The 19,791-nt window shown below is 67.8% G+C and carries 20 protein-coding genes; 16 read left to right on the top strand and 4 right to left on the bottom strand.

Annotation, left to right across the window (positions count from 1 at the left end; all coding sequences use genetic code 11):
• Window positions 1-105: 105 nt before the first annotated feature.
• The 8 genes from C3B78_RS12505 to C3B78_RS12470 all read left to right on the top strand — a co-directional run bounded on the left by C3B78_RS12505 (window position 106) and on the right by C3B78_RS12470 (window position 9,501).
• The gene (locus C3B78_RS12505; RefSeq protein ID WP_199775246.1) at window positions 106-1,794 is read left to right on the top strand and encodes a hypothetical protein; all 1,689 of its coding nucleotides are present in this window, start codon (window positions 106-108) and stop codon (window positions 1,792-1,794) included.
• 53 nt (window positions 1,795-1,847) lie between these two features.
• The gene (locus C3B78_RS12500; protein WP_104998358.1) at window positions 1,848-2,849 is read left to right on the top strand and encodes a tetratricopeptide repeat protein; all 1,002 of its coding nucleotides are present in this window, start codon (window positions 1,848-1,850) and stop codon (window positions 2,847-2,849) included.
• Window positions 2,849-3,946 (top strand): NADH:flavin oxidoreductase/NADH oxidase, encoded by a 1,098-nt coding sequence (locus C3B78_RS12495; RefSeq protein WP_104998357.1) that lies wholly within the window; start codon window positions 2,849-2,851, stop codon window positions 3,944-3,946. The genes C3B78_RS12500 and C3B78_RS12495 overlap by 1 nt, the downstream gene beginning before the upstream one ends.
• Before the next feature lie 122 nt (window positions 3,947-4,068).
• The gene (locus tag C3B78_RS12490) at window positions 4,069-4,890 is read left to right on the top strand and encodes an ABC transporter ATP-binding protein (RefSeq protein ID WP_104998356.1); all 822 of its coding nucleotides are present in this window, start codon (window positions 4,069-4,071) and stop codon (window positions 4,888-4,890) included.
• Window positions 4,872-6,443, top strand: coding sequence for a transporter (locus C3B78_RS12485; protein ID WP_104998355.1), 1,572 nt, complete (start codon window positions 4,872-4,874; stop codon window positions 6,441-6,443). Before C3B78_RS12490 ends, C3B78_RS12485 begins: the two co-directional genes overlap by 19 nt.
• 21 nt (window positions 6,444-6,464) lie before the next feature.
• Complete coding sequence (gene nagB / locus C3B78_RS12480; protein WP_104998354.1) at window positions 6,465-7,247, top strand: glucosamine-6-phosphate deaminase; 783 nt, start codon at window positions 6,465-6,467, stop codon at window positions 7,245-7,247.
• 140 nt (window positions 7,248-7,387) lie between these two features.
• Entirely contained in the window at window positions 7,388-7,720 is a 333-nt protein-coding gene (locus tag C3B78_RS12475; RefSeq protein ID WP_373461535.1) for a DUF3039 domain-containing protein, read from the top strand.
• The gene (locus C3B78_RS12470) at window positions 7,720-9,501 is read left to right on the top strand and encodes a DEAD/DEAH box helicase (protein ID WP_104998352.1); all 1,782 of its coding nucleotides are present in this window, start codon (window positions 7,720-7,722) and stop codon (window positions 9,499-9,501) included. Before C3B78_RS12475 ends, C3B78_RS12470 begins: the two co-directional genes overlap by 1 nt.
• A 20-nt stretch (window positions 9,502-9,521) precedes the next feature.
• Here the strand turns inward: C3B78_RS12470 and C3B78_RS12465 are convergent, their stop codons facing one another.
• Both C3B78_RS12465 and C3B78_RS12460 read right to left on the bottom strand, forming a co-directional pair.
• Entirely contained in the window at window positions 9,522-10,160 is a 639-nt protein-coding gene (locus tag C3B78_RS12465; RefSeq protein ID WP_104998351.1) for an isochorismatase family protein, read from the bottom strand.
• A 9-nt stretch (window positions 10,161-10,169) separates the two neighbouring features.
• The gene (locus C3B78_RS12460; RefSeq protein WP_104999769.1) at window positions 10,170-11,498 is read right to left on the bottom strand and encodes a nicotinate phosphoribosyltransferase; all 1,329 of its coding nucleotides are present in this window, start codon (window positions 11,496-11,498) and stop codon (window positions 10,170-10,172) included.
• Window positions 11,499-11,830: 332 nt separating this feature from the next.
• Here C3B78_RS12460 and clpS point away from each other — a divergent pair, with 332 nt between their 5' ends.
• The 6 genes from clpS to rdgB all read left to right on the top strand — a co-directional run bounded on the left by clpS (window position 11,831) and on the right by rdgB (window position 16,170).
• Entirely contained in the window at window positions 11,831-12,214 is a 384-nt protein-coding gene (gene clpS / locus C3B78_RS12455; protein WP_104998350.1) for an ATP-dependent Clp protease adapter ClpS, read from the top strand.
• Window positions 12,207-12,773: a DUF2017 domain-containing protein gene (locus C3B78_RS12450; RefSeq protein WP_104998349.1), complete on the top strand. Its 567-nt coding sequence runs from the start codon at window positions 12,207-12,209 to the stop codon at window positions 12,771-12,773. Before clpS ends, C3B78_RS12450 begins: the two co-directional genes overlap by 8 nt.
• 123 nt (window positions 12,774-12,896) lie before the next feature.
• The gene (gene murI, locus C3B78_RS12445) at window positions 12,897-13,895 is read left to right on the top strand and encodes a glutamate racemase (RefSeq protein WP_104998348.1); all 999 of its coding nucleotides are present in this window, start codon (window positions 12,897-12,899) and stop codon (window positions 13,893-13,895) included.
• Window positions 13,892-14,689, top strand: coding sequence for an MBL fold metallo-hydrolase (locus C3B78_RS12440; RefSeq protein WP_104998347.1), 798 nt, complete (start codon window positions 13,892-13,894; stop codon window positions 14,687-14,689). The genes murI and C3B78_RS12440 overlap by 4 nt, the downstream gene beginning before the upstream one ends.
• Window positions 14,690-14,743: 54 nt before the next feature.
• The gene (gene rph, locus C3B78_RS12435; protein ID WP_104998346.1) at window positions 14,744-15,502 is read left to right on the top strand and encodes a ribonuclease PH; all 759 of its coding nucleotides are present in this window, start codon (window positions 14,744-14,746) and stop codon (window positions 15,500-15,502) included.
• The gene (gene rdgB, locus C3B78_RS12430; protein ID WP_234005384.1) at window positions 15,499-16,170 is read left to right on the top strand and encodes an RdgB/HAM1 family non-canonical purine NTP pyrophosphatase; all 672 of its coding nucleotides are present in this window, start codon (window positions 15,499-15,501) and stop codon (window positions 16,168-16,170) included. Before rph ends, rdgB begins: the two co-directional genes overlap by 4 nt.
• 94 nt (window positions 16,171-16,264) lie before the next feature.
• Here rdgB and C3B78_RS12425 read toward each other — a convergent pair whose 3' ends face one another.
• Window positions 16,265-17,041 (bottom strand): VTT domain-containing protein, encoded by a 777-nt coding sequence (locus C3B78_RS12425; RefSeq protein WP_104999767.1) that lies wholly within the window; start codon window positions 17,039-17,041, stop codon window positions 16,265-16,267.
• A gap of 68 nt (window positions 17,042-17,109) precedes the next feature.
• Between C3B78_RS12425 and C3B78_RS12420 the strand changes: the two genes are divergently transcribed.
• Together C3B78_RS12420 and C3B78_RS12415 are read left to right on the top strand one after the other, a co-directional pair.
• Window positions 17,110-18,120, top strand: coding sequence for an exonuclease domain-containing protein (locus C3B78_RS12420; protein ID WP_104999766.1), 1,011 nt, complete (start codon window positions 17,110-17,112; stop codon window positions 18,118-18,120).
• A gap of 67 nt (window positions 18,121-18,187) precedes the next feature.
• The gene (locus tag C3B78_RS12415) at window positions 18,188-18,667 is read left to right on the top strand and encodes a DUF4395 domain-containing protein (RefSeq protein WP_104998345.1); all 480 of its coding nucleotides are present in this window, start codon (window positions 18,188-18,190) and stop codon (window positions 18,665-18,667) included.
• On the opposite strand, the gene C3B78_RS12410 is transcribed toward C3B78_RS12415, so the two are convergent.
• Window positions 18,648-19,769 (bottom strand): ADP-ribosylglycohydrolase family protein, encoded by a 1,122-nt coding sequence (locus tag C3B78_RS12410; protein ID WP_104998344.1) that lies wholly within the window; start codon window positions 19,767-19,769, stop codon window positions 18,648-18,650. The two genes, C3B78_RS12415 and C3B78_RS12410, sit on opposite strands and share 20 nt — an antisense overlap.
• Window positions 19,770-19,791: the final 22 nt, after the last annotated feature.

Raw genomic sequence — 19,791 nt, 5'->3', positions numbered from 1 at the left:
CAGCAGCGGAACGGCCCGGCCGCCGGCACGCTGGAGGTCCCCGCCGAAGCCCTGGTCCGGGCCTTCGATAACAAAACGGATACTATTGATAGGAAACCCCCGCTGATGATAGGTGTTCCCTTGCGTTTAAAGACTGCAGTCGCACTCGTGCTGCTCGGCCTCCTGACACTTCTGGCCGGCATCGGCCAGAAAACCATCTGGGCCCCCTCCGAGACTTTTACGGCCACCGCGCCGGTTGATGCTGCCGAGGCCCCGCTGACCGTGATCGACCAAAACCTGCGCACCCTTCACGGCGGGACCGTCAAGATCAATATCGAGGGCGACGGCAGCTTCCTCCTGGCAGCGGGCCGCCCGGACGACGTGGATGCCTGGGTGGGCCAGACTGCGCACAACACCATCACCGGCGTGTCCGGGGACGGGAAATCGCTGCAGGTTGAACACGCCGACGGCGAAGCCACTGCACCCAACCCGGCCGGCTCGGACCTTTGGGTTTCCACCGAGAACGCGAGCGGCGAGCTTGAGTACTCGTGGAACGCACCGGCCGACGGCGACTGGACCCTCCTGCTTGCGTCCGACGGAACCAAGCCGGCGCCGGCCACGGTTTCCATGACGTTCCCCAATGACACGTCCACCCCTTGGGCCATCCCGCTGATCACTCTCGGCTCGCTGCTGATCCTGGGTGGAATCGCGCTGGCCCTGCTCTCCGCCCGCAAGCGCAACGGCGAAGGCGACGGCAAGGGCAGCGGCTTTGCGCAGCGCGCCCGGGCCCGCAACGAGGCGCGGTCCTCGCGGGTTACCATGGCGGCCGCCGGAGTAATGGCTGTTGCTGTAGTGGCCGGAACCGGTGCCGCCGCCAGCGCCACGTCGCCGGCGCCTTCCCCGGATTCGTCCGCCGCGCAGGAGCAGTCCGGTCGACCGGTCCTGCTGGATGCCCAGTTCCGCAGGATCCTGGAACAGGTCTCCAGCGCCGTTGACGCCGGCGATGCTGCAAAGGATGCGGCCAAGCTCGCGGACCGCGTGGGTGGCACCGAGCTCGAAGTCCGCACCCAGAACTACAAGATCCGTTCCCAGGTGGGCTCCTACGAGGCCCGCATGCCGGTCCGCTCCACCAAGCTGCTCACGACCGTGGTGACCAGCGACCGCGAGTGGCCGCGGTCCGTCATGGCCGTAACCCAGGGTGATGGCAACGTGGTGCCGCAGCTGCTGACCTTGGTCCAGCCCTCTCCGCGCGAAAACTACAAGCTCGTGGAAACCAACCCGCTGCAGCCTGGCACCACCTTCCCCACCATCAACCGGGACGGTACGGATACATTGCCTGCCGGCGACAAGACCGGCCTGCTCTACAGCGGTGAGGAAGCCATGTCAGGCCTTGCCGACCGCCTTACCTCCGCTGAGTCCGCCTACAAGGACAAGCTCGTGGAAGGGGAGTCCTCGCCGTACATTGCCGACACCCTGTCCTACCAGGCCGAGGTGGTGAAGGCCGGCGAGAACGGCACCTTCTCCTTCACCCATAAGGTGGCTCCGGAAAATACGGTTGTCTTCCGGACGGCAGACGGCGGCGCCCTGGTCGTGGGCCGGATCAACTTCGGCTTCGAGGGAACCCCCAAGGCCGCGGGTGACAAGCTCACCATTGGTGACGACGCCGCAGCCCTGGCCGGCGGCAAGGAAACCACCACCGGCATGGTCCTGAGCTTCGCGGAGTCCGTGGCCGTGTACGTGCCGCCCGCAGGGTCAACCGATCCGATGAAGCTCGTCGCTGCGACCCGCGGGCTGACGGGGGCCAGCTTCAAGTAACCCCGGTTCCCGCAGTAGCCCCGGCAGCGGCCGGAGTGGCTAGAGTGGAAAGCATGAGTTCGCCAGCTTCCCGCCCAGTCCCTCCTGCCGCTGCCAACCTGCTTAACCTGCGCGGCGCCGTCGACCTTTCCACGCTGAAGCAGCGCCCCGCGTCCCCTGCCGGGACCGGAACGCCGCAGGGCGGATCTCCCGGTGCCGCTGCAGGGGCGGCCCCCGATGCTCCCGGTTCGCCGGAACTGAAAGTCAACGTCACGGAAGGCAATTTCCAGCAGCTCGTGGAGCTTTCCGCGCAGGTTCCGGTTGTTTTTGCGCTCTGGGCTTCCTACTCGCCGGAGTCCGCAACCATGCTGGACGTCCTGGAGCGGGTGGTGGCTAGCTACGGCGGCCGCCTGGTCCTCGGCGCCGCGGACATCGAGGCGTTCCCGCAGTTGGCCCAGGCCTTCCAGGTTCAGGCCGTGCCCACCGCGGTGGCCGTCCTCAAGGGCCAGCCAGTACCGCTCTTCCAGGGCGGCGCAGACGAACAGCAGGTCCGCAGCCTCTTTGACGAACTGCTCAAGGTGGCAGCGGCCAACGGAGTGACCGGAAGCCTGGGCGCCGGTGCCGGTGCCGGTGGAGACGACAGTCCGGCGCCCCTGCCACCGCTGCACCAGGCGGCCTTTGACGCCATTGAGGCGGGGGACTACGCCGCAGCAGCCGAGGCCTACCGCCAGGCGCTGGCCGAAATGCCCTCGGACCACGAGGCAAAGGCCGGCCTGGCCCAGGTGGAGCTGATGGCGAGGCTGCAGCCGCTCTCCGCGCAGGACAGCGAAGCCCTTCGGATCCTGGCCGCCAACGAACCGGACAACCTTCAGGCCCAGCTGGGCGTGGCGGACCTGGATGTGGTGGGCGGCCACGTGGAGGATGCGCTGAACCGGCTGGTCTCCTTCATCGGGAGGAACTTTGGCCCGGAGCGTGAAACTGCCCGCGTCCGCCTGCTGGAGCTGTTCGACGTAGTGGGGGCCGCGGACGAGCGGGTGGGCAAGGCGCGCCAGGCACTGGCGAGAGTCCTCTTCTAGTGCCGGCACTGTTCCAGCCGCTGAAACTCCGAGGACTGGAGCTCCGGCATCGGGGCTGGGTCTCACCGATGTGCCAGTACAGCTGCGATCCCGACGACGCCCCCGGGGTGCCGAACGACTGGCACCTGATGCACCTGGGGTCCTTCGCCGCCGGCGGCGCAGCGCTGATCCTCACCGAGGCAGCGGCCGTCAACGCCGAAGGCAGGATCAGTCCCCGGGACGCCGGCCTCTACAATGACGCACAGGCCGAGGCCTGGCAGCGGATCACGTCCTTCGTGCACCGCCACGGCCCGGCGGAGGCCAAGATCGGCGTGCAGCTCGCCCATGCCGGCAGGAAGGCCTCCACCTACTGGCCCTTTTCCGGCAGGCAGGGCAGCGTGCCGGAGTCCGACGGCGGCTGGACCACGGTGGGCCCCTCGGCGTCGGCTTTCGACGGCTATGCCGTTCCCGCCGCGATGACCGGGGAACAGATCCACGGCGTCATCGGCGATTTCGCCTCCGCTGCCGGACGTGCCGTGGACGCAGGCTTCGACACCCTGGAAATCCATGCCGCCCACGGGTACCTGCTCCATCAGTTCCAAAGCCCGTTGATTAATACCCGAGATGACCAGTGGGGCGGGGACGAAGCCGGCAGGAACCGCCTGATGCTCGCAGTGGTGGACGCCGTACGGGCGGTCATTCCGGAGTCCATGCCGCTGCTCCTGAGGATCTCCGCCAGCGACTGGGCGGAAGGTGGGGTGGACCTTGCCGCTTCGGTGCGCCTGGCCCGGCAGGCAGCCGAACACGGGGTGGACCTCATCGACGTTTCCAGCGGGGGTGCCGTGGCTCATCAGCAAATCAAGGCCGGCCCCGGCTACCAGACCGGTTTTTCCGCCGCCATCCGCAAGGAAGCCGGAGTTGCCACCGGCACCGTTGGCCTGCTGACCTCGGCGGGACAGGCTGAACATGCCATCGCCACCGGACAGGCTGACGGCGTCCTCATTGCCAGGGCAGCGCTGCGGGACCCGCACTGGTGGCTGCGGGCCGCCTTCGAACTGGGCCACGATATTGCGTGGCCGCCGCAATACGAACGGGCCGTTCCCCGGCGTTCGTTCTGACGTCGGGCCCGTTGGAGGCCCGCCGGCAGCACAAGGGCACAGCTGGAGCGGCGTTGCCACGCCTCTTCTACTAGTCCTGCGGGAGGACCCCCAAGGGGTGGACTGAGGGCTACGCTGGCTTCATGACTGCTCCGCAACCCGACCCGGCGCTGCCACCGGACCCGGCCGCGCTTCCCGGCCCTGCGGCACACCTGCCTGCCTTGTCCATCAGGGGACTGGCCAAGCGCTTCGGCGGCAAAATCGCCGTGGACGGCATCAGCCTGGACGTGCCGGCTGGTTCCTTCTACGGCATAGTGGGCCCCAACGGTGCCGGCAAGACCACCACGCTGTCCATGGCCACCGGCCTGCTTCGCCCGGACTTTGGAACAGCGGTGGTCCATGGCGTGGACGTATGGCAAAGACCGCTGGAAGCCAAACGGTTAATGGGCATCCTGCCTGACGGCGTGCGGCTGTTTGACAGGCTGACCGGGGAGCAGCTGATCACCTATGCCGGGTTGCTGCGGGGAATGGACAAGGCGGTCGTGGCCACGCGCGTCGCGGACCTGCTCGCGGCCATGGACCTCCAGGACGACGCCGGGACACTGGTGGTGGACTACTCTGCGGGCATGACCAAGAAGATTGCGCTGGCCTCCGCCCTCATCCACGCGCCCAGGCTCCTGGTCCTGGACGAGCCCTTCGAGGCGGTGGACCCGATTTCCGCGGCTAACATCCGTTCGATCCTGGACAGTTACGTTGCCTCCGGCGGCACGGTCATGGTGTCCAGCCACGTCATGGACCTGGTCCAGCGGATGTGCGACCACGTGGCAGTGGTGGCCGGCGGCCGGCTGCTGGCCGCGGGAACCGTGGACGAGGTGCGCGACGGGGCAACACTTGAGGACCGGTTCGTCCAGCTGGTTGGCGGCCGCAGCCACACGGAGGGACTGGAATGGTTGCGCACCTTCTGAGGCTCAAGCTCACCCTGCTGCGGAACGGCCTGCGGCGCAGCCCCTGGCAGCTCGTGGGCTTGGCCTTCGCCGGACTCTATGCATTCGGTCTGGTGGGAATGCTGGTGGTGGTCCTGGTCCTGCTGCGCAACGCGCCCCACGATCTTGCCTACGGCGCCGTGGTACTGGGCGGGTCCGCCGCCGTCCTGGGCTGGGGGATCGTGCCTGTCGTGGCGTCAGCAACGGATATGACCCTGGACCCTGCGCGCTTCACGACCTTTGCAATCCCTATGAACCAGATGCTGGCGGGGCTGGCCCTGGGCGGCCTGGTCGGAATTCCCGGGGTGGCAACGTCCCTCGTTGCACTGGCAACAGTGGTGACGTGGTCCCGGGCCTTCCTTCCCGCGCTCGCTGCCTTCGCAGGAGCAGTGCTGGGGGTGCTGACCTGCGTCGTGATCGCCAAGGTGGTCACCACGGCAACGGCAAGCCTGGCGGCGTCACGGCGCTTTAAAGACGTCAGTGCCATCGCCTTCATGGTGCCACTGGTCCTGATGGGGCCGATCGTGGCAGGAGTAGCCCAGGGCATCTCCTCGTCCGCCGGATTCCTCCCCGGCTTTGCCCGCATGCTGTCCTGGACACCGCTCGGGGCCCCATGGTCCATTGCCGGTGATGTCGCCGCCGGCGAGCCGGGCCCGGCAGCCCTGAAGGTGATACTCTCCGCGGCAACCCTTGCCGCCCTTGCGTGGGCCTGGAAGCTTTTGCTCGAGCGCGCGCTGGTGACTCCTCCCTACGCAGGCAGCGGGAAACGGAAAGGCGGCAGGCTGGGACTCCTGGGGATCCTGCCCGCCGTCCCGGCGGGCGCGGTGATGGCAAGATGCCTCACCTACTGGTTCCGGGATCCCCGGTATTCCGGCTCCCTGGTGGTGATCCCGCTGCTTCCCGTGGTGCTGCTGTTCCAGGGCAGCCAGACCGGGGATTACACCAGCCTGGCTTTCCTCGCCCCGCTGTGCGCATTCATCCTCGCCTGGTCCATCTCCGCCGACGTGTCCTACGACAACACCGCGTTCGCCCTCCACCTGGCCACGGGCGTCCAGGGCGTGGCGGACCGGCTGGGCCGGGCCCTGGCCTGCCTGGCGTTCGCCCTGCCCGTGGTGCTGGTGTTCGCCGTCGGGCACTCCGCCTTCACCGGGGACTGGGGTGCCCTGCCCGGCCAGCTGGGCCTGAGCATGGGCGTCCTGTTCACCGGCCTGGGCCTGTCCTCGGTTGTCTCCGCCCGCTACACCGTTGCCGTTCCGGTGCCGGGCGACAGCCCCTTCAAGAAACCGCCGGGCAATGTGGGGCAGACCCTCGCGGTGCAGTTCGGCGGACTGGTGGTCCTGATGGTCCTGGTCCTGCCGGAGGCCGGGCTCCTGACCGCCCAGCTGGTGACCGGCGACAGGCTCTTCGGCTGGATCAACCTTGCCGCAGGGACGGCCCTGGGCCTGATCCTGTTCGTGGCAGGCGTGCGGCTGGGCGGAAAATGGCTGGACGCCCGCGGTCCCGAGCTCCTGGCCCAAGTGACCGTTAACCGCTGAAACGCTTCGGAAAGGAACAGCATGGAAGTAGTCATCCTCAACGGCAGCAAACAGATCGCCAAGCTCGCCGCGGACGCCATCGAGGAACTCCTGCGGCGCAAACCGGATGCCGTCCTGGGCCTGGCCACGGGCTCGTCCCCGCTGCCCGTCTACGATGAGCTTGCCGCCCGGCACGAACGGGACGGCCTGGACTTTGGCCGGGCGCACGCCTTTGCCCTGGACGAATACGTGGGCCTTCCTGCCGGCCATCCCGAGTCCTACCGCGAAGTCATCCGGCGTGAATTCACCAACCGGGTGAACATCTCCCCGGAGAATGTGCACGGACCTGACGGGACAGCCGAGGATATCCCGGCCGCCTGCCGCGCCTACGAGGAAGCCATCGCGGCCGCCGGCGGAATCGACCTCCAGCTCCTGGGGGTGGGTACGGACGGCCACATCGCCTTCAACGAACCAGGGTCCTCCTTCGCCTCCAGGACCCGCATCAAAAGCCTCGTCGAGCAGACACGGCGGGACAACGCCCGGTTCTTCAGCAGCCTGGCCGAGGTCCCGCACCACGTCCTGACCCAGGGCCTCGGAACCATCATGGAGGCGCGGCATGTCATCCTGGTGGCAACGGGCGCGCGCAAGGCCCAGGCGGTCCGCGACTTCGTGGAGGGTCCCGTCTCGGCCATCTGCCCGGCGTCGATCCTCCAGTTCCATCCGCACGCCACCGTCCTGCTGGACCAGGCCGCCGCCTCGGCGCTGAAGCTGGCGGATTTCTATCGCCACACCTATGACAACAAGCCCGCCTGGCAGGGCCTCTGACCACCGGCTGGCCGCTGGCTGACCGTGGGCCGGCCGCCACGGTACCCAGCGGAAAAGTACGACGGCGGCCGGTTCCGGGCGGCGCGGCGGCAGCCTCCGGCGTCGAACGTCGCACCGCCGGAACGGCTAAGATGGGTCGCATGACTAGCATGACGGACCCTCTCGAGAACGACCCGATGCGCGAGCTTTCCGGGGCTGGATCGTCCACAGCCACCATTGAGCGCGAGGAACTGCGCCAGGAAGTGGAACCCGGGGACCGGGAGCGCTTTTCGCACTATGTGCGCAAGGAAAAAATCATGGAGTCCGCGCTGACGGGGGAGCCCGTCATCGCCCTGTGCGGCAAGGTCTGGACGCCGGGCCGGGACCCGCAGAAATTCCCGGTGTGCCCGATGTGCAAAGAGGTCTATGACGGCCTCCGCCCGGGCAACGACGGCGGCAAGGGTCCCGGAGGGGACTCGGGCAACAACAAATAGTGACGGAGACGCTCTTTGGCGGCCCCACCCTGCCTCCGGCTTATCCGGAACGCGCAGCCTGGGGAACCGCCCCGAAACTCCGTGCCTGGCAGCAGGAAGCGCTTGACCAATACCTGCGCAACAGCCCCCGTGATTTCCTCGCGGTAGCAACCCCCGGCGCCGGCAAGACCACCTTTGCCCTCCGCGTGGCCTCCACGCTTATTGACTCCGGCGCCGTGAATCGGGTGACCATCGTGGCGCCCACTGACCACCTCAAGCGGCAGTGGGCGGATGCGGCGGCCAGGGTGGGGATCGCCATCGACCCCAACTTCAAGAACTCGGACGGCCAGCACGGCCGCGGCTTCATCGGCGTGGCCGTCACGTATGCCCAGGTGGCCAGCAAACCGCTGCTGCACCGTGCCAAGACCGAGGCTGCCCGCACCCTGGTGATCCTGGACGAGATCCACCACGGCGGCGAGGCCCTGTCCTGGGGTGACGGCCTGCGCGAGGCGTTCGACCCCGCAGTGCGGCGCCTCTCGCTGACCGGTACGCCGTTCCGCTCGGACACCTCGCCCATCCCGTTCGTGGAGTACGCCGAGGACCGGGACGGGATCCGCCGCTCCAAGGCTGACTACACCTATGGTTACGGCAACGCCCTGCGGGACCACGTTGTCCGTCCCGTGATGTTCATGGCCTATTCGGGACAGATGCGCTGGCGGACCAGCGCCGGTGAAGAGATGGCGGCCTCGCTCGGCGAAGCCGCCGTCACCAAGGACATCACTTCCCACGCGTGGCGGACTGCCCTGAATCCCGCCGGTGAGTGGATCCCCGCTGTCCTGGCAGGTGCTGACAAGCGCCTCAGCGAGGTCCGGCGGACCGTCCCCGACGCCGGCGGGCTGGTGATTGCCACGGACCACGAGGACGCGCGGGCCTACGCCGGGCAGCTGAAGAGGATCACCGGGGAATCGCCCACGGTCATCCTTTCCGACGACGCCAAGGCATCCAGCAAGATCGAGGAATTCACCGCCAGCGAGAAACGCTGGATGGTGGCGGTCCGGATGGTGTCCGAAGGCGTTGACGTACCCCGGCTTTCCGTGGGCGTGTACGCCACGTCAACGTCAACGCCGCTGTTTTTTGCCCAGGCTGTGGGGCGCTTCGTGCGTGCCCGCAAGCGCGGGGAAACGGCGTCGGTCTTCCTGCCCTCGGTGCCGCAGCTGATGGCCCTGGCCAACTCCATGGAGGCGGAACGGGACCACGCCCTGGACCGCCCGGAGAAGGAAGACGCCGACGGCCTGTTCAACCCGGAAGACTCGCTGATGGCGGAGGCCAACCGGGAGGACAAGGCGTCGGACAGCCTGACGAAGGGCAAGTTCGAGGCCCTGGACTCGCAGGCTTCCTTTGACCGGGTGCTGTTTGACGGCGGCGAGTTCGGCACCGGCGGCGAGGTGGGGTCCGACGACGAAATGGACTTCCTGGGCATTCCCGGGCTGCTGGACGCCGAACAGGTGGGCACGCTCCTCCGGCAGCGCCAGCACGAGCAGCTGAACCGGAAAAACCGGAAGGCGCCCGCCGCGGCGGAAGCCCCTGCGCCCGCCGTCCCGGACCACCGGATGCTGATGGACCTCCGGAACGAGCTCGCCAAGAACGTGGCCGCCTGGTCAGCCCGGACGGGGACCCCCCACGGCGTGGTGCATACCAAGCTGCGGACGGTGTGCGGCGGCCCGCCGGTTGCCCAGGCGAACGAGGAACAGCTGCAGTCCCGGCTGCGGAAGCTCCAGGACTGGTTCATCGGCCGCAAGTAGCGGCCGAAGCTGCCAGGGAATCAGGCGACTTCTACCCCGCCGAGTTCCATTTCGGCCACTGCGTCCTCCAGGTCCTCCGCGATCCCCGCAGTCAGGGACCGGAGCACGGTGACGGAGTAGCCCGCCTGGACGGCGTCCAGGGCCGTGGCCATGACGCAGTAGTCGGTGGCGATTCCCACCACCACAACGTCTTCGACGTCGTGGCTTTGCAGCCAGTCATCCAGCCCGATCGCGTCCTCGTCCGGGGCAAACTTTTCCTCGCCGGCCGGTCCTGGCAGGGCTCCCGGCTGGCGTTCTCCCGTAGGCACTGCGTCTTCAGGGGCCAGGAGGCCCTCGAAGCCGGAGTAGGCCGCGGCGAACTGGCCTTTCTGGAAGTACGCCTGGATGTATTCGGTGTCGAGGTCCGGATGGAGTTCGGCGCCCCGGGTCCCGGCCACGCAGTGCGGCGGCCAGCTGTCCTTGAAGTCCGGCGTGTCGGAGAAGTGGGCGCCGGGGTCGATGTGCCAGTCCTGGGTGGCCACAATGTGGTCGAACTCGCCGTGGTGGGCGTCCACATATTCGCTGATGGCGCCGGCAACGTCCGCACCGCCGGAAACGGCGAGCGAACCGCCCTCACAGAAATCGTTCTGGACGTCGACGATGATCAGTGCGCGGGACATCAGTCCTCCTCAGTTTTCTTCATAGAGAGTAGGGATGGCGGCTTCACCGCGCTGCAGGCGGTTGACCACAGGGGGGAGTTCCGCCATGGAATCCGCATGGCGCTGGCGCGCGCGGAGCACGCCTTCATGGCCGGTCCAGCCCGGCAGCACCTCCCCGTTCTTCATGAACTGCTGGAGCAGCGGGCGGTCATTGCCGTCATCCTCGGGCCGGTGCCCCACGCCCACCACTTCGGCAGTGGCGATGCCGCGTTCATCCAGCTTGCGCAGCGCGTATTTCCGGCCGCCTACGCTGGCCTTGTTCTTGGCCGCCTTGGCGACGGAGACGAAGTTTCCGTCATCGTCCGTGCGGCTGACCAGTTTGTAGACCATGCTGGCGGTGGGTGCGCCCGAGCCGGTGACCAGGGAGGTGCCCACGCCGTAGGAATCGACCGGGGCGGACTGCAGGGCAGCAATGGCGTACTCGTCGAGGTCGGACGTGACCACGATCTTGGTGTTCTCGTTGCCGAGGTCGTCCAGGAGGCGGCGCACCCACTGGGCCTGTGCAACCAGGTCTCCGGAATCCAGCCGGACCGCTCCCAGGTGGGGACCCGCAAGGTCCACTGCCGTGCGGACGGCCGCTTCGACGTCGTACGTGTCCACCAGCAGGGACGTATGGTGCCCGAGGGACGCAATCTGTGCCTCGAACGCGTCGCGTTCGGTGTCGTGCAGGAGGGTGAAGGAGTGGGCGGCGGTGCCCACCGTCCTGATCCCGTAGCGGATGCCGGCCTCAAGGTTGGAGGTGCTGTCGAACCCGGCAATGATGGCCGCCCTGGCGGAGGCGGTGGCCGCTTCCTCGTGGGTGCGCCGGGAGCCCATCTCGATGCAGGGGCGGCCTCCGGCGGCACTGACCATGCGGGACGCGGCAGAGGCGATGGCGCTGTCGTGGTTAAGCACGGACAGCAGGTAGGTCTCCAGCATGCAGGCTTCGGCGAAGGTGGCTTCGACGATCAGGATGGGGGAGTTGGGAAAGTACGCTTCACCCTCGGGATAGCCCCAGATATCCCCGGAAAAACGGTAGGAGGCCAGGTATTCAAGGGTCTGCGCATTGACCACCTTGGTGCGCTCCAGGAAGTCCAGCTCGGCGTCCCCGAAGCGGAAGTTGGCGATGCCCTCCAGCAGCCGTCCGGTGCCCGCCACGATCCCGTAGCGCCTGCCGTCCGGCAGGCGGCGGGCGAACGCCTCGAACACCGACTTGCGGTGCGCGGCCCCCGAATGGAGCGACGCCTGCAGCATGGTCAGCTCGTAGTGGTCGGTGTAAAAGGACGTGCGGGGATGGTCCCAGCCGGTGGAGGTACTCACGAAAATCACTCTAGTCCCCACCGGCTCCCACGTCTCGCTTCGCTTCGCCGCGGGCCCCTCGCCGGCGTGGGCCCACCCACCGGCTCCCACGTCTCGCTTCGCTTCGCCGCGGGCCCCTCGCCGGCGTGGGCCCACCCACCGGCTCCCACGTCTCGCTTCGTTTCGCCGCGGGCCCCTCGCCGGCGTGGGCCCACACACCGGCTCCCACGTCTCGCTTCGTTTCGCCGCGGGCCCCTCGCCGGCGTGGGCCCACCCACCGGCTCCCACGTCTCGCTTCGTTTCGCCGCGGGCCCCTCGCCGGCGAGGGGCCGTCCTCCCCATAGAATGGACAGATGACCATTAGCGTTGCGCCCGGCCCTGATACACAGGTGGGCACCCGGACCGGAACAGCGGAATCCACCGATTCCCTGACCGCACCGGACATCCCCTGGAACCTGGTGATCTGGAACGATCCCGTCAACCTCATGAGCTACGTGAGCTACGTTTTCCAGAGCTACTTCGGCTACTCGGAGAGCAAGGCGAACAAGCTCATGATGGAGGTCCACAAAAAGGGCCGCTCCATTGTTGCCTCCGGCAGCAAGGAACAGGTGGAGCGTCACGCGGTGGCGATGCACGGCTTTGGCCTGTGGGCAACAGTGGAGAAGGCCAGCGGCGGGAACGGCGGCCCCTCCCGGAAATCCGGCGGACCGGGCCAGGGCAAGGGGAAACGTGGCTAAGGCATTCAAATACGGACTCAAGGGCATTGCCGGCTACCTGGAACCGGCGGAGCGGGACCTGCTGCGCAGCCTCATCAGTGACGTCATTTCCATGCTCCAGCCGGAGGAACGGGCCGGTCAGGATCCGCTGGCAGCACTGATCGGACTGGACATGGACGTCGCCGAGCCGTCGGACCGCGCCGTCAAGCGGCTCCTTCCCAATGTCATGAAGGACGACGCCGGTGCGTCCCTTGAGTTCCGCCAGCTCACCGAACGGTCGCTGCGGGAGACGAAGATCGGCGCCCTGCAGGCGGCCGCCCTGGACCTGGACAAGGACGAGATCGTGCTGACGCCCGAAGGGGCGAAGCACTGGTCCATGGCGCTGAACGATGTCCGGCTTGTCCTGGCTGAGCGGCTGGACATCCAGGATGAGGAGGATGCCGAACACGTCCACCTCATGCAGGACTGGTCCCAGGCCGAGGACGTGGAAAGCTACCTGGCGCTGGTTTACAACTTTGCCACCTGGCTCCAGGAGTCACTGGTCCAGGCCATGCTGCAGTCCCTGGACGCCCGCCGATGAGCGGCGCAGGCCGTTCTCCGTCCCCGTGCTGTGACACACCAGACATGAGCTGCTGGCCACAAGTTCATGGCTGGGGCTGCAGGGAAGCCCTATCCTCGAATAATCATGAGTAGAGCCTCGAGCATGGATCCGCCGGCAGGCGCTGCCGCCGGGTCCGACGCCAGCGACTTCCCTGCCGCCGCCGTGGAGTCGCGGCCCATCGGTGTCTTTGATTCCGGCGTGGGCGGCCTGACGGTGGCACGGTCCATCATCGACCAGCTGCCCAACGAGTCCATCCTCTATGTGGGGGACACGGCGCACGGACCCTATGGCCCCCTGCCCATCGCGGAGGTGCGGGCAAACGCCCTCGGCGTGATGGACGAACTGGTGGACTCCGGGGTCAAGCTGCTCACCATTGCCTGCAACTCGGCGTCGGCCGCTGTCCTGCGGGACGCCCGCGAGCGCTACACGGCCAAGTACGGCATTCCCGTCATCGAGGTCATCCAGCCGGCGGTGCGGCGTGCCGTGGCTGCAACCCGCAGCGGACGGGTGGGCGTGATCGGTACCTCCGCCACGGTGGGGTCGCGGGCCTACGAGGACACGTTTGCCGCGGCTCCCGACCTGGCGATCACTTCGGTGGCATGCCCTGAATTCGTCAGCTACGTGGAGGCAGGCATCACCACCGGGCCGGCCCTGCTTGCTGTTGCCGAGGAGTATCTTGCTCCCCTCAAGGCGGCGGGCGTGGACACGGTGGTCCTGGGCTGCACGCACTACCCGCTGCTCACCGGGGTCATCTCCTACGTCATGGGAGCGGACGTGACCCTCGTATCCAGCGCCGAGGAGACCGCCAAGGACGTCTACCGCGCCCTTGCCACGCACGGTCTCCAGCGCACGGATGCCGCACCCCCGGAACACCATTTTGTGGCAACCGGAGACGCCGGCCAGTTCGAGGCCCTGGCCAGGCGGTTCCTTGGCCCGGAAGTGCTCTCCGTCCGGCACGTGGACCATGTGTCCGCGCAGTACCCCACCGGCAGCCTGGCCCGGATCACCCCCGAGATGATCGCTGCCGCCCGGAACGCCGCCGCCCGTCCGCGGATCTCCAACTTTGTTGGCACGTCAGCCACCGGGGGGCCGGGCCAGTGAAGCTCACCATCGTCGGCTGTACCGGCTCGTTTCCCGGTCCCGGATCGCCTGCATCCTGCTACCTCCTGACCGCGAACGACGGCGAGCGGACCTGGAAAGTGGTCATGGACCTGGGCAGCGGCGCACTGGGGGCCATCCAGCGGTACACGGACCTCGAGGACATCGACGCGATCTTCCTGACCCATCTGCACCCCGACCACTGCATGGACCTCTGCGGCCTGCACGTGGCCGTCCGCTGGAAGCCCGGCGGCTGGGGCCGGGGACGGATTCCGGTCTGGGGACCGGCCGCCACTGCAGACCGGATGGCCACCGCCTACGGGCTGCCGCTGGACCCGGGCATGCATGAGGAATTCGACTTCACCAACTGGGCCGAGCGCCAGCCGGTCACCGTGGGCCCCTTCACTGTTACCCCCTTTGCAGTGAACCACCCCGTGGAGGAGGCCTACGCCCTGCGGGTGGAAGTGGTGGAACCGGACAAGGAGGGCGGTACCGTCTCGCGGACCCTGACGTACTCCGGTGATACCGATTCCTGCGCCGGGCTTGAGGAAGCCGCGAAGGACGCCGACCTTTTCCTGTGCGAAGCTGCATTCGAGGAAGGCCGCGACGACGGCATCAAGGACGTCCACCTCACTGGCAAGCGTGCGGGGGAGGCCGCCGCGGCCGCGGGGGCGCGCCGGCTCCTGCTGACGCACATTCCGGTATGGACGTCCCAGACCACCGTGATGGCGGAGGCCCGGCCGGTGTTCGGCGGCGACGTTGCGGTGGCGGTTGCCGGGGTCCACTACACCATCTAGGCCTCCGAAACAGGGCCAGGCGTCGGCAGCACCTGCAGTGGATAAGCTAAAGGCATGACTTCTGAAGCAACTGCAGTGCCCATCGTGCGTGCCGACGGCCGCGCTCCCGACCAGCTCCGGCCCATCAGCATCACCCGCGGATGGTCTTCCCAGGCCGAAGGATCGGCCCTGATCGAGTTCGGCAACACCCGGGTCCTGTGCACCGCCTCCCTGACCGCGGGGGTCCCGCGCTGGCTCAAGGGGGAAGGCCGCGGCTGGGTCACCGCCGAGTACGCCATGCTGCCGAGGGCAACCAACACCCGCTCCGACCGCGAATCCGTCAAGGGGAAGATCGGCGGCCGCACGCACGAGATCTCGCGGCTGATCGGCCGTTCGCTCCGCTCGATCATCGACACGAGGGCCCTGGGCGAGAACACCATCGTGCTGGACTGCGACGTCCTCCAGGCCGACGGCGGGACCCGCACGGCAGCCATCACCGGCGCCTACGTTGCCCTCGCTGATTCCATCCGGTTCGCCCGGGACAACAAGCTGATCGCAAAGAACGCCCAGCCCCTCATCGACACCATCGCCGCGGTGTCCGTGGGCATCATCGACGGCGTTCCCATGCTGGACCTGCCGTACGTGGAGGACGTCCGGGCTGAAACGGACATGAACGTGGTGGTCACCGGCTCCGGCAAATTCGTGGAGGTGCAGGGCACGGCTGAGGGCGCACCCTTTGACAGGGCAGAACTGGACCAGCTTCTGGACCTTGCCCTGCTGGGCACTACGCAGCTCGCGGCCATCCAGCGGGAAACCTTGGCGGACACGCTGTGAGTACGGCCCCCGCTCCGTGGCAAGGCATAGCCCCCCGCCTGGTCCTTGCCACGCACAACAAGGGCAAGCTCCGGGAGCTGCGCGAACTGCTGCGCGGACAGGTGCCCGGGCTCGACGTCGACACCCAGGTGGTGGACGCGGCGGCTGCAGGTGCCCCGGACGTCGTCGAAACAGGCGTGACGTTCGCCGAGAATTCCCTGCTCAAGGCGCGGGCCGTTGCCGAGGCCACCGGCCTGGTGGCCATCGCGGACGACTCCGGCCTTGCCGTGGACGTCATGGGTGGGGCGCCGGGGATTTTCTCAGCCCGGTGGGCCGGCAGCCACGGCGACGACGACGCCAACCTCCGGCTTCTGCTCAGCCAGCTCTCGGACGTTCCGGACCACCATCGGGGCGCCGCATTCGTCTGCGCGGCGGCCCTCGCTGTCCCGGACATGGATGGCGCCCCCGGACGCGAGGTAGTGGAATACGGGCAACTCGAGGGGATCCTGCTGCGCGAGCCGCGGGGGAACGGCGGCTTCGGCTACGATCCGGTGCTCCAGCCCGCGGGGGAGGACCGCAGCTGTGCCGAGCTGTCCGCCGAGGAGAAGAACGCCATCAGCCACCGGGGCAAGGCGTTCCGCGCCCTGCTCCCTGCCATCGTTGAGGCCCTTCGGGCGCCAAAGGCCTGACGCCTGCCGGTGGCCGGCTGGCTGGACAAACAAAAAAGGTGTGCCCCCGGCGGAACGGGGGCACACCTTGTTGCGTCGGATCCCTGGCGACTTCCTAAGGCAGGCGCGGCGTCTTCTGCTCGTCCTCGGGGGCGTGCTCTTCGATGAACTCGTCCACCGGATCGGTGCCGTAGGCCTTCGCCTGCCGCTTGGCGGAGATCCCGCGGAGGACCTCCACGCCGATGGGGAGGACCGAAACCAGGACGATGGCGATGAAGATGATGTCCAGGTTCTCGCGGACCCACGGCACGCGGTCACCGAGCAGGTAGCCCAGGAGCGTCACGCCGCCGCCCCACAGCACTGCACCGATGACGTTGAAAAGGAAGAACTTCTTCTTGCTCATCTGGGCCACGCCCACGATGACGGGAACGAAAGTCCTGATGATGGGGACGAAGCGGGCCAGGATCAGCGCCTTGCCGCCGTGCTTTTCGAAGAACGCGTGCGCGTTTTCCACGTTCTCGCGCTTGAAGAGGCGTGAGTTTGGCTTGTTGAAGATGGCGGGGCCGGCCTTTGAACCGATGAAGTAGCCGGTCTGGTTTCCCACGATGGCCGAGATGACGATCAGCAGCGCAAACAGCAGCACATTGAACTTGATGGTGTCCGTGGCCACCAGCAGTCCGGCGGTGAACAGCATGGAATCACCCGGCAGGAAGAAGCCAACCAGCAGGCCGGTTTCCGCGAAGACGATCCCGCAGACCAGCAGGACCACCCAGGGTGCCAGGGCGGGATCGGCCAGGAAGACCTGGGGGTTCAGCCAGTCGGGCAGGAAGGAGGCCAGCTGGGGCTGGACCGGTCCTGCCCCGCCCAGCATGGACACGGCGAGGTGGTTCATCACAGGAAAGTTCACCCCTCAAGGGTACTTGACGGGTTTGGACGGTTTCCGACGGTAAGGTGGGTGCCGTGGGTTTGGACTTTACGGCGATCGACTTCGAGACTGCAAACGGCTTTCGGGGCTCGCCCTGCGCAGTCGGCCTGACCAAGGTCAGGGGCGGGCGGATCGTCGAGGAAGCTTCGTGGCTCATGCGGCCGCCGCAGGACCACGACCACTTTGACTACCACAACGTCCGGATCCACGGTATCCGGGCCGAGGACGTGGCCGGCAAACCCCGTTTCGGGGACCTCTTCCCTGAAATCGGGGCCTTCATCGGCGACGACATCCTCGCGGCGCACAATGCCGCCTTCGACCTCGGCGTGATCCGTTCCGGCCTGGAGGTCTCGGGCCTGCCGGGGCCGGCTTACGACTATGTCTGCACCGTGATGCTCTCCCGGCGGTGCTATTCCCTGGTGTCCAACTCCCTGCCGTTCGCCGCCGAGGAAGCCGGCGTTCCCCTGGTGAACCATCACGACGCCGCCGAGGACGCGCGGGCGTGCGCGGGGATCCTGATCGACATCGCCCGCAGGAACCAGGCCAACAGCATTGCCGAGCTCTACCTTTCCCTGGGGCTGGTGATGCCCCGGCAGCAGGCTTTCCACCCGGCGAAGGATGCGCTCTCCAAGCAGAGCCTGGCCGCCCTCTCGGCTGGGTCCGGCAGCACGGCTGCGCCGCTCCAGTCCTTCCAGGCGGGCTGGCCGGAGGAGGGCGCCAACCCGCTGCCCAACCCCGACGCCGAGCCCGGCCATCCCCTGTACGGGCAGACCGTCGTCTTCACCGGGCAGCTGTCCATGGGGCGCCCGGAGGCGAAAAGGCGCTCTGCCGACGTCGGTGCCCGGCCCGAAAGCCGGGTGACCGGCCGCACCACGGTCCTGGTGGTGGGCGACGGTTTTGTCGCCTCGGACCTTCGGTCCGGCAGGCTGACGGGCAAGGCCCGCCGGGTCCTGGAGCTCCATGAGCGGGGGCAGGCCATCGAGGTGCTCTCCGAGGGGGAGTTCCTGCAGATGGTGGGCGGTTTCGCGGCCGCGGCCATGGCCTGAGGGTCCCGAAGGTTCATCCGGCGCAACAAACCTTGGTTGCCGGACCGGCCGCTCCTACCCTTGGCTCATGAGTTCTGTGTTCGCCTTCCCGAATCCCGTCAATGAGTACGCCGCACGCGTGACCGCGGGCCTGGTTGTGCTGCTCGCGGTTGTGACGGCGGTGAGCGGCTCAGTGTGGGGCCTGGCGGCCATCGCCGCGGGATTCTGGCTGCGTGTGCTGTTCGGACCGAGGGTTTCGCCGCTGGCGCTTTTGTCCGTGAAGGTCATCACGCCGCGGTTGGGACGGGTCAAGCTGGTCCCCGGACCGCCCAAGCGCTTCGCGCAGGGGATGGGGGCCGCAGTGTCCACCACGGCCCTGGTCCTGTTCGTGGCAGGGGCAGCGCCCGCAGCCTGGGCAGTGCTGGGCATCCTGGTCGTGGCGGCGTCACTTGAGGCTTTTGCAGGATTTTGCCTGGGCTGCGTGATCTTCGGGTTCCTGCAGCGGCGTGGACTGATCCCCGAAGACGTCTGCGAGGCATGCAATAACATCAGCCTTCGGCGGTCGTAACCCCCACCAACAGATTGGCCATGCCGCGGACCGCCTCGGGCGCTTCCAGCGATCCGAGCCACTCTGCGGGCAGGCACTCCTCGCCGTAGAAGGCCCCCAGGATATTCCCGGCCAGTGAACCGGTGGAATCGCTGTTCCCGCCGTGGTTCACCGCCAAAGCCAGCGCCGCCCGGAAGTGCCGGACGGGCAGCGTGTCTGCGCCGGCGTCGTCCCTGCCCTCGTTGTCCGCGCCCGGCATGCCTGTGCCGGGCGCAGTGGCAAGCACCGCGTAAAGCGCGACGGCGAGGGCTTCCTCCGCGGTCCGGCCTTCACCCAGCGCGTCCGTGAGTTCCTCCGGGGTGACGACGCCCTTGCCCGCGAGCCTGAGGGCGGATTCCAGGCGTTCGGGCAGTTCCGGCGCCACCTCGTTGAGCGTACGGGAGTGGGCGGCCACCGCGGCAGCCGCCTCGGGGAGCCCTTCGCCCGTGACGAGCCGGTGGATCAGCAGACTGAAGATTCCGGCACTTTGGCGCGCCGACGGGTGCCCGTGCGTCAGGGACGCGGCGTCGGCACTCAGCTTATAGACGGCGTCGGGCGTGATATGCGGGACCAGCCCGAACGGCGCCGAACGCACCACGGTTCCGTAGCCTTTCGATCCTGGATTTACCGGCCGGAAGGCAGTGCCCATCTCGCCCGTGGCCAGCCCGGAGATGGAGGTCTCATCCGGGTGCCTGCGCTTGTGGAGCACCGCCTGGCGGTCGATCCACCGCGGCTGGGGAGTGGGGGCAGACGCAGGGGCAGGCTCTCCCTGCGTGCCGAGCCACCGGAGATAAGCGAGCCACAGGCAGGCATTGACGTCCGCGCCCACGCCGGAATTTGCCCACTCAAGCGCCTCCACCAGTCCGTCAACCGTGTAAAGGGTCAACTGGGTCTCGTCCGAGAAGGAGCTCCCGGACAGCTCACGGAAACCGGTAAGGCCGCGCTCGCCGAACCGGCGCCTGATCTCCTTCATCGAGTCCATCCCGACGGCGTAGCCCAGGGCATCGCCCAACGCGCCGCCCAGCAGGCAACCGTGGATGCGTGATCTCAGTGCGGGCGCGGACAGGCCGGGTTCAATGCTCATGCTGCAAATTTACCGCGGCGGG

The organism is Arthrobacter sp. PGP41, assembly GCF_002953935.1.
Taxonomy (GTDB): Bacteria; Actinomycetota; Actinomycetes; order Actinomycetales; family Micrococcaceae; genus Arthrobacter.
Note: the sequence above shows the minus strand (reverse complement) of the source record. Positions and strands in the feature narration are given on the sequence as shown.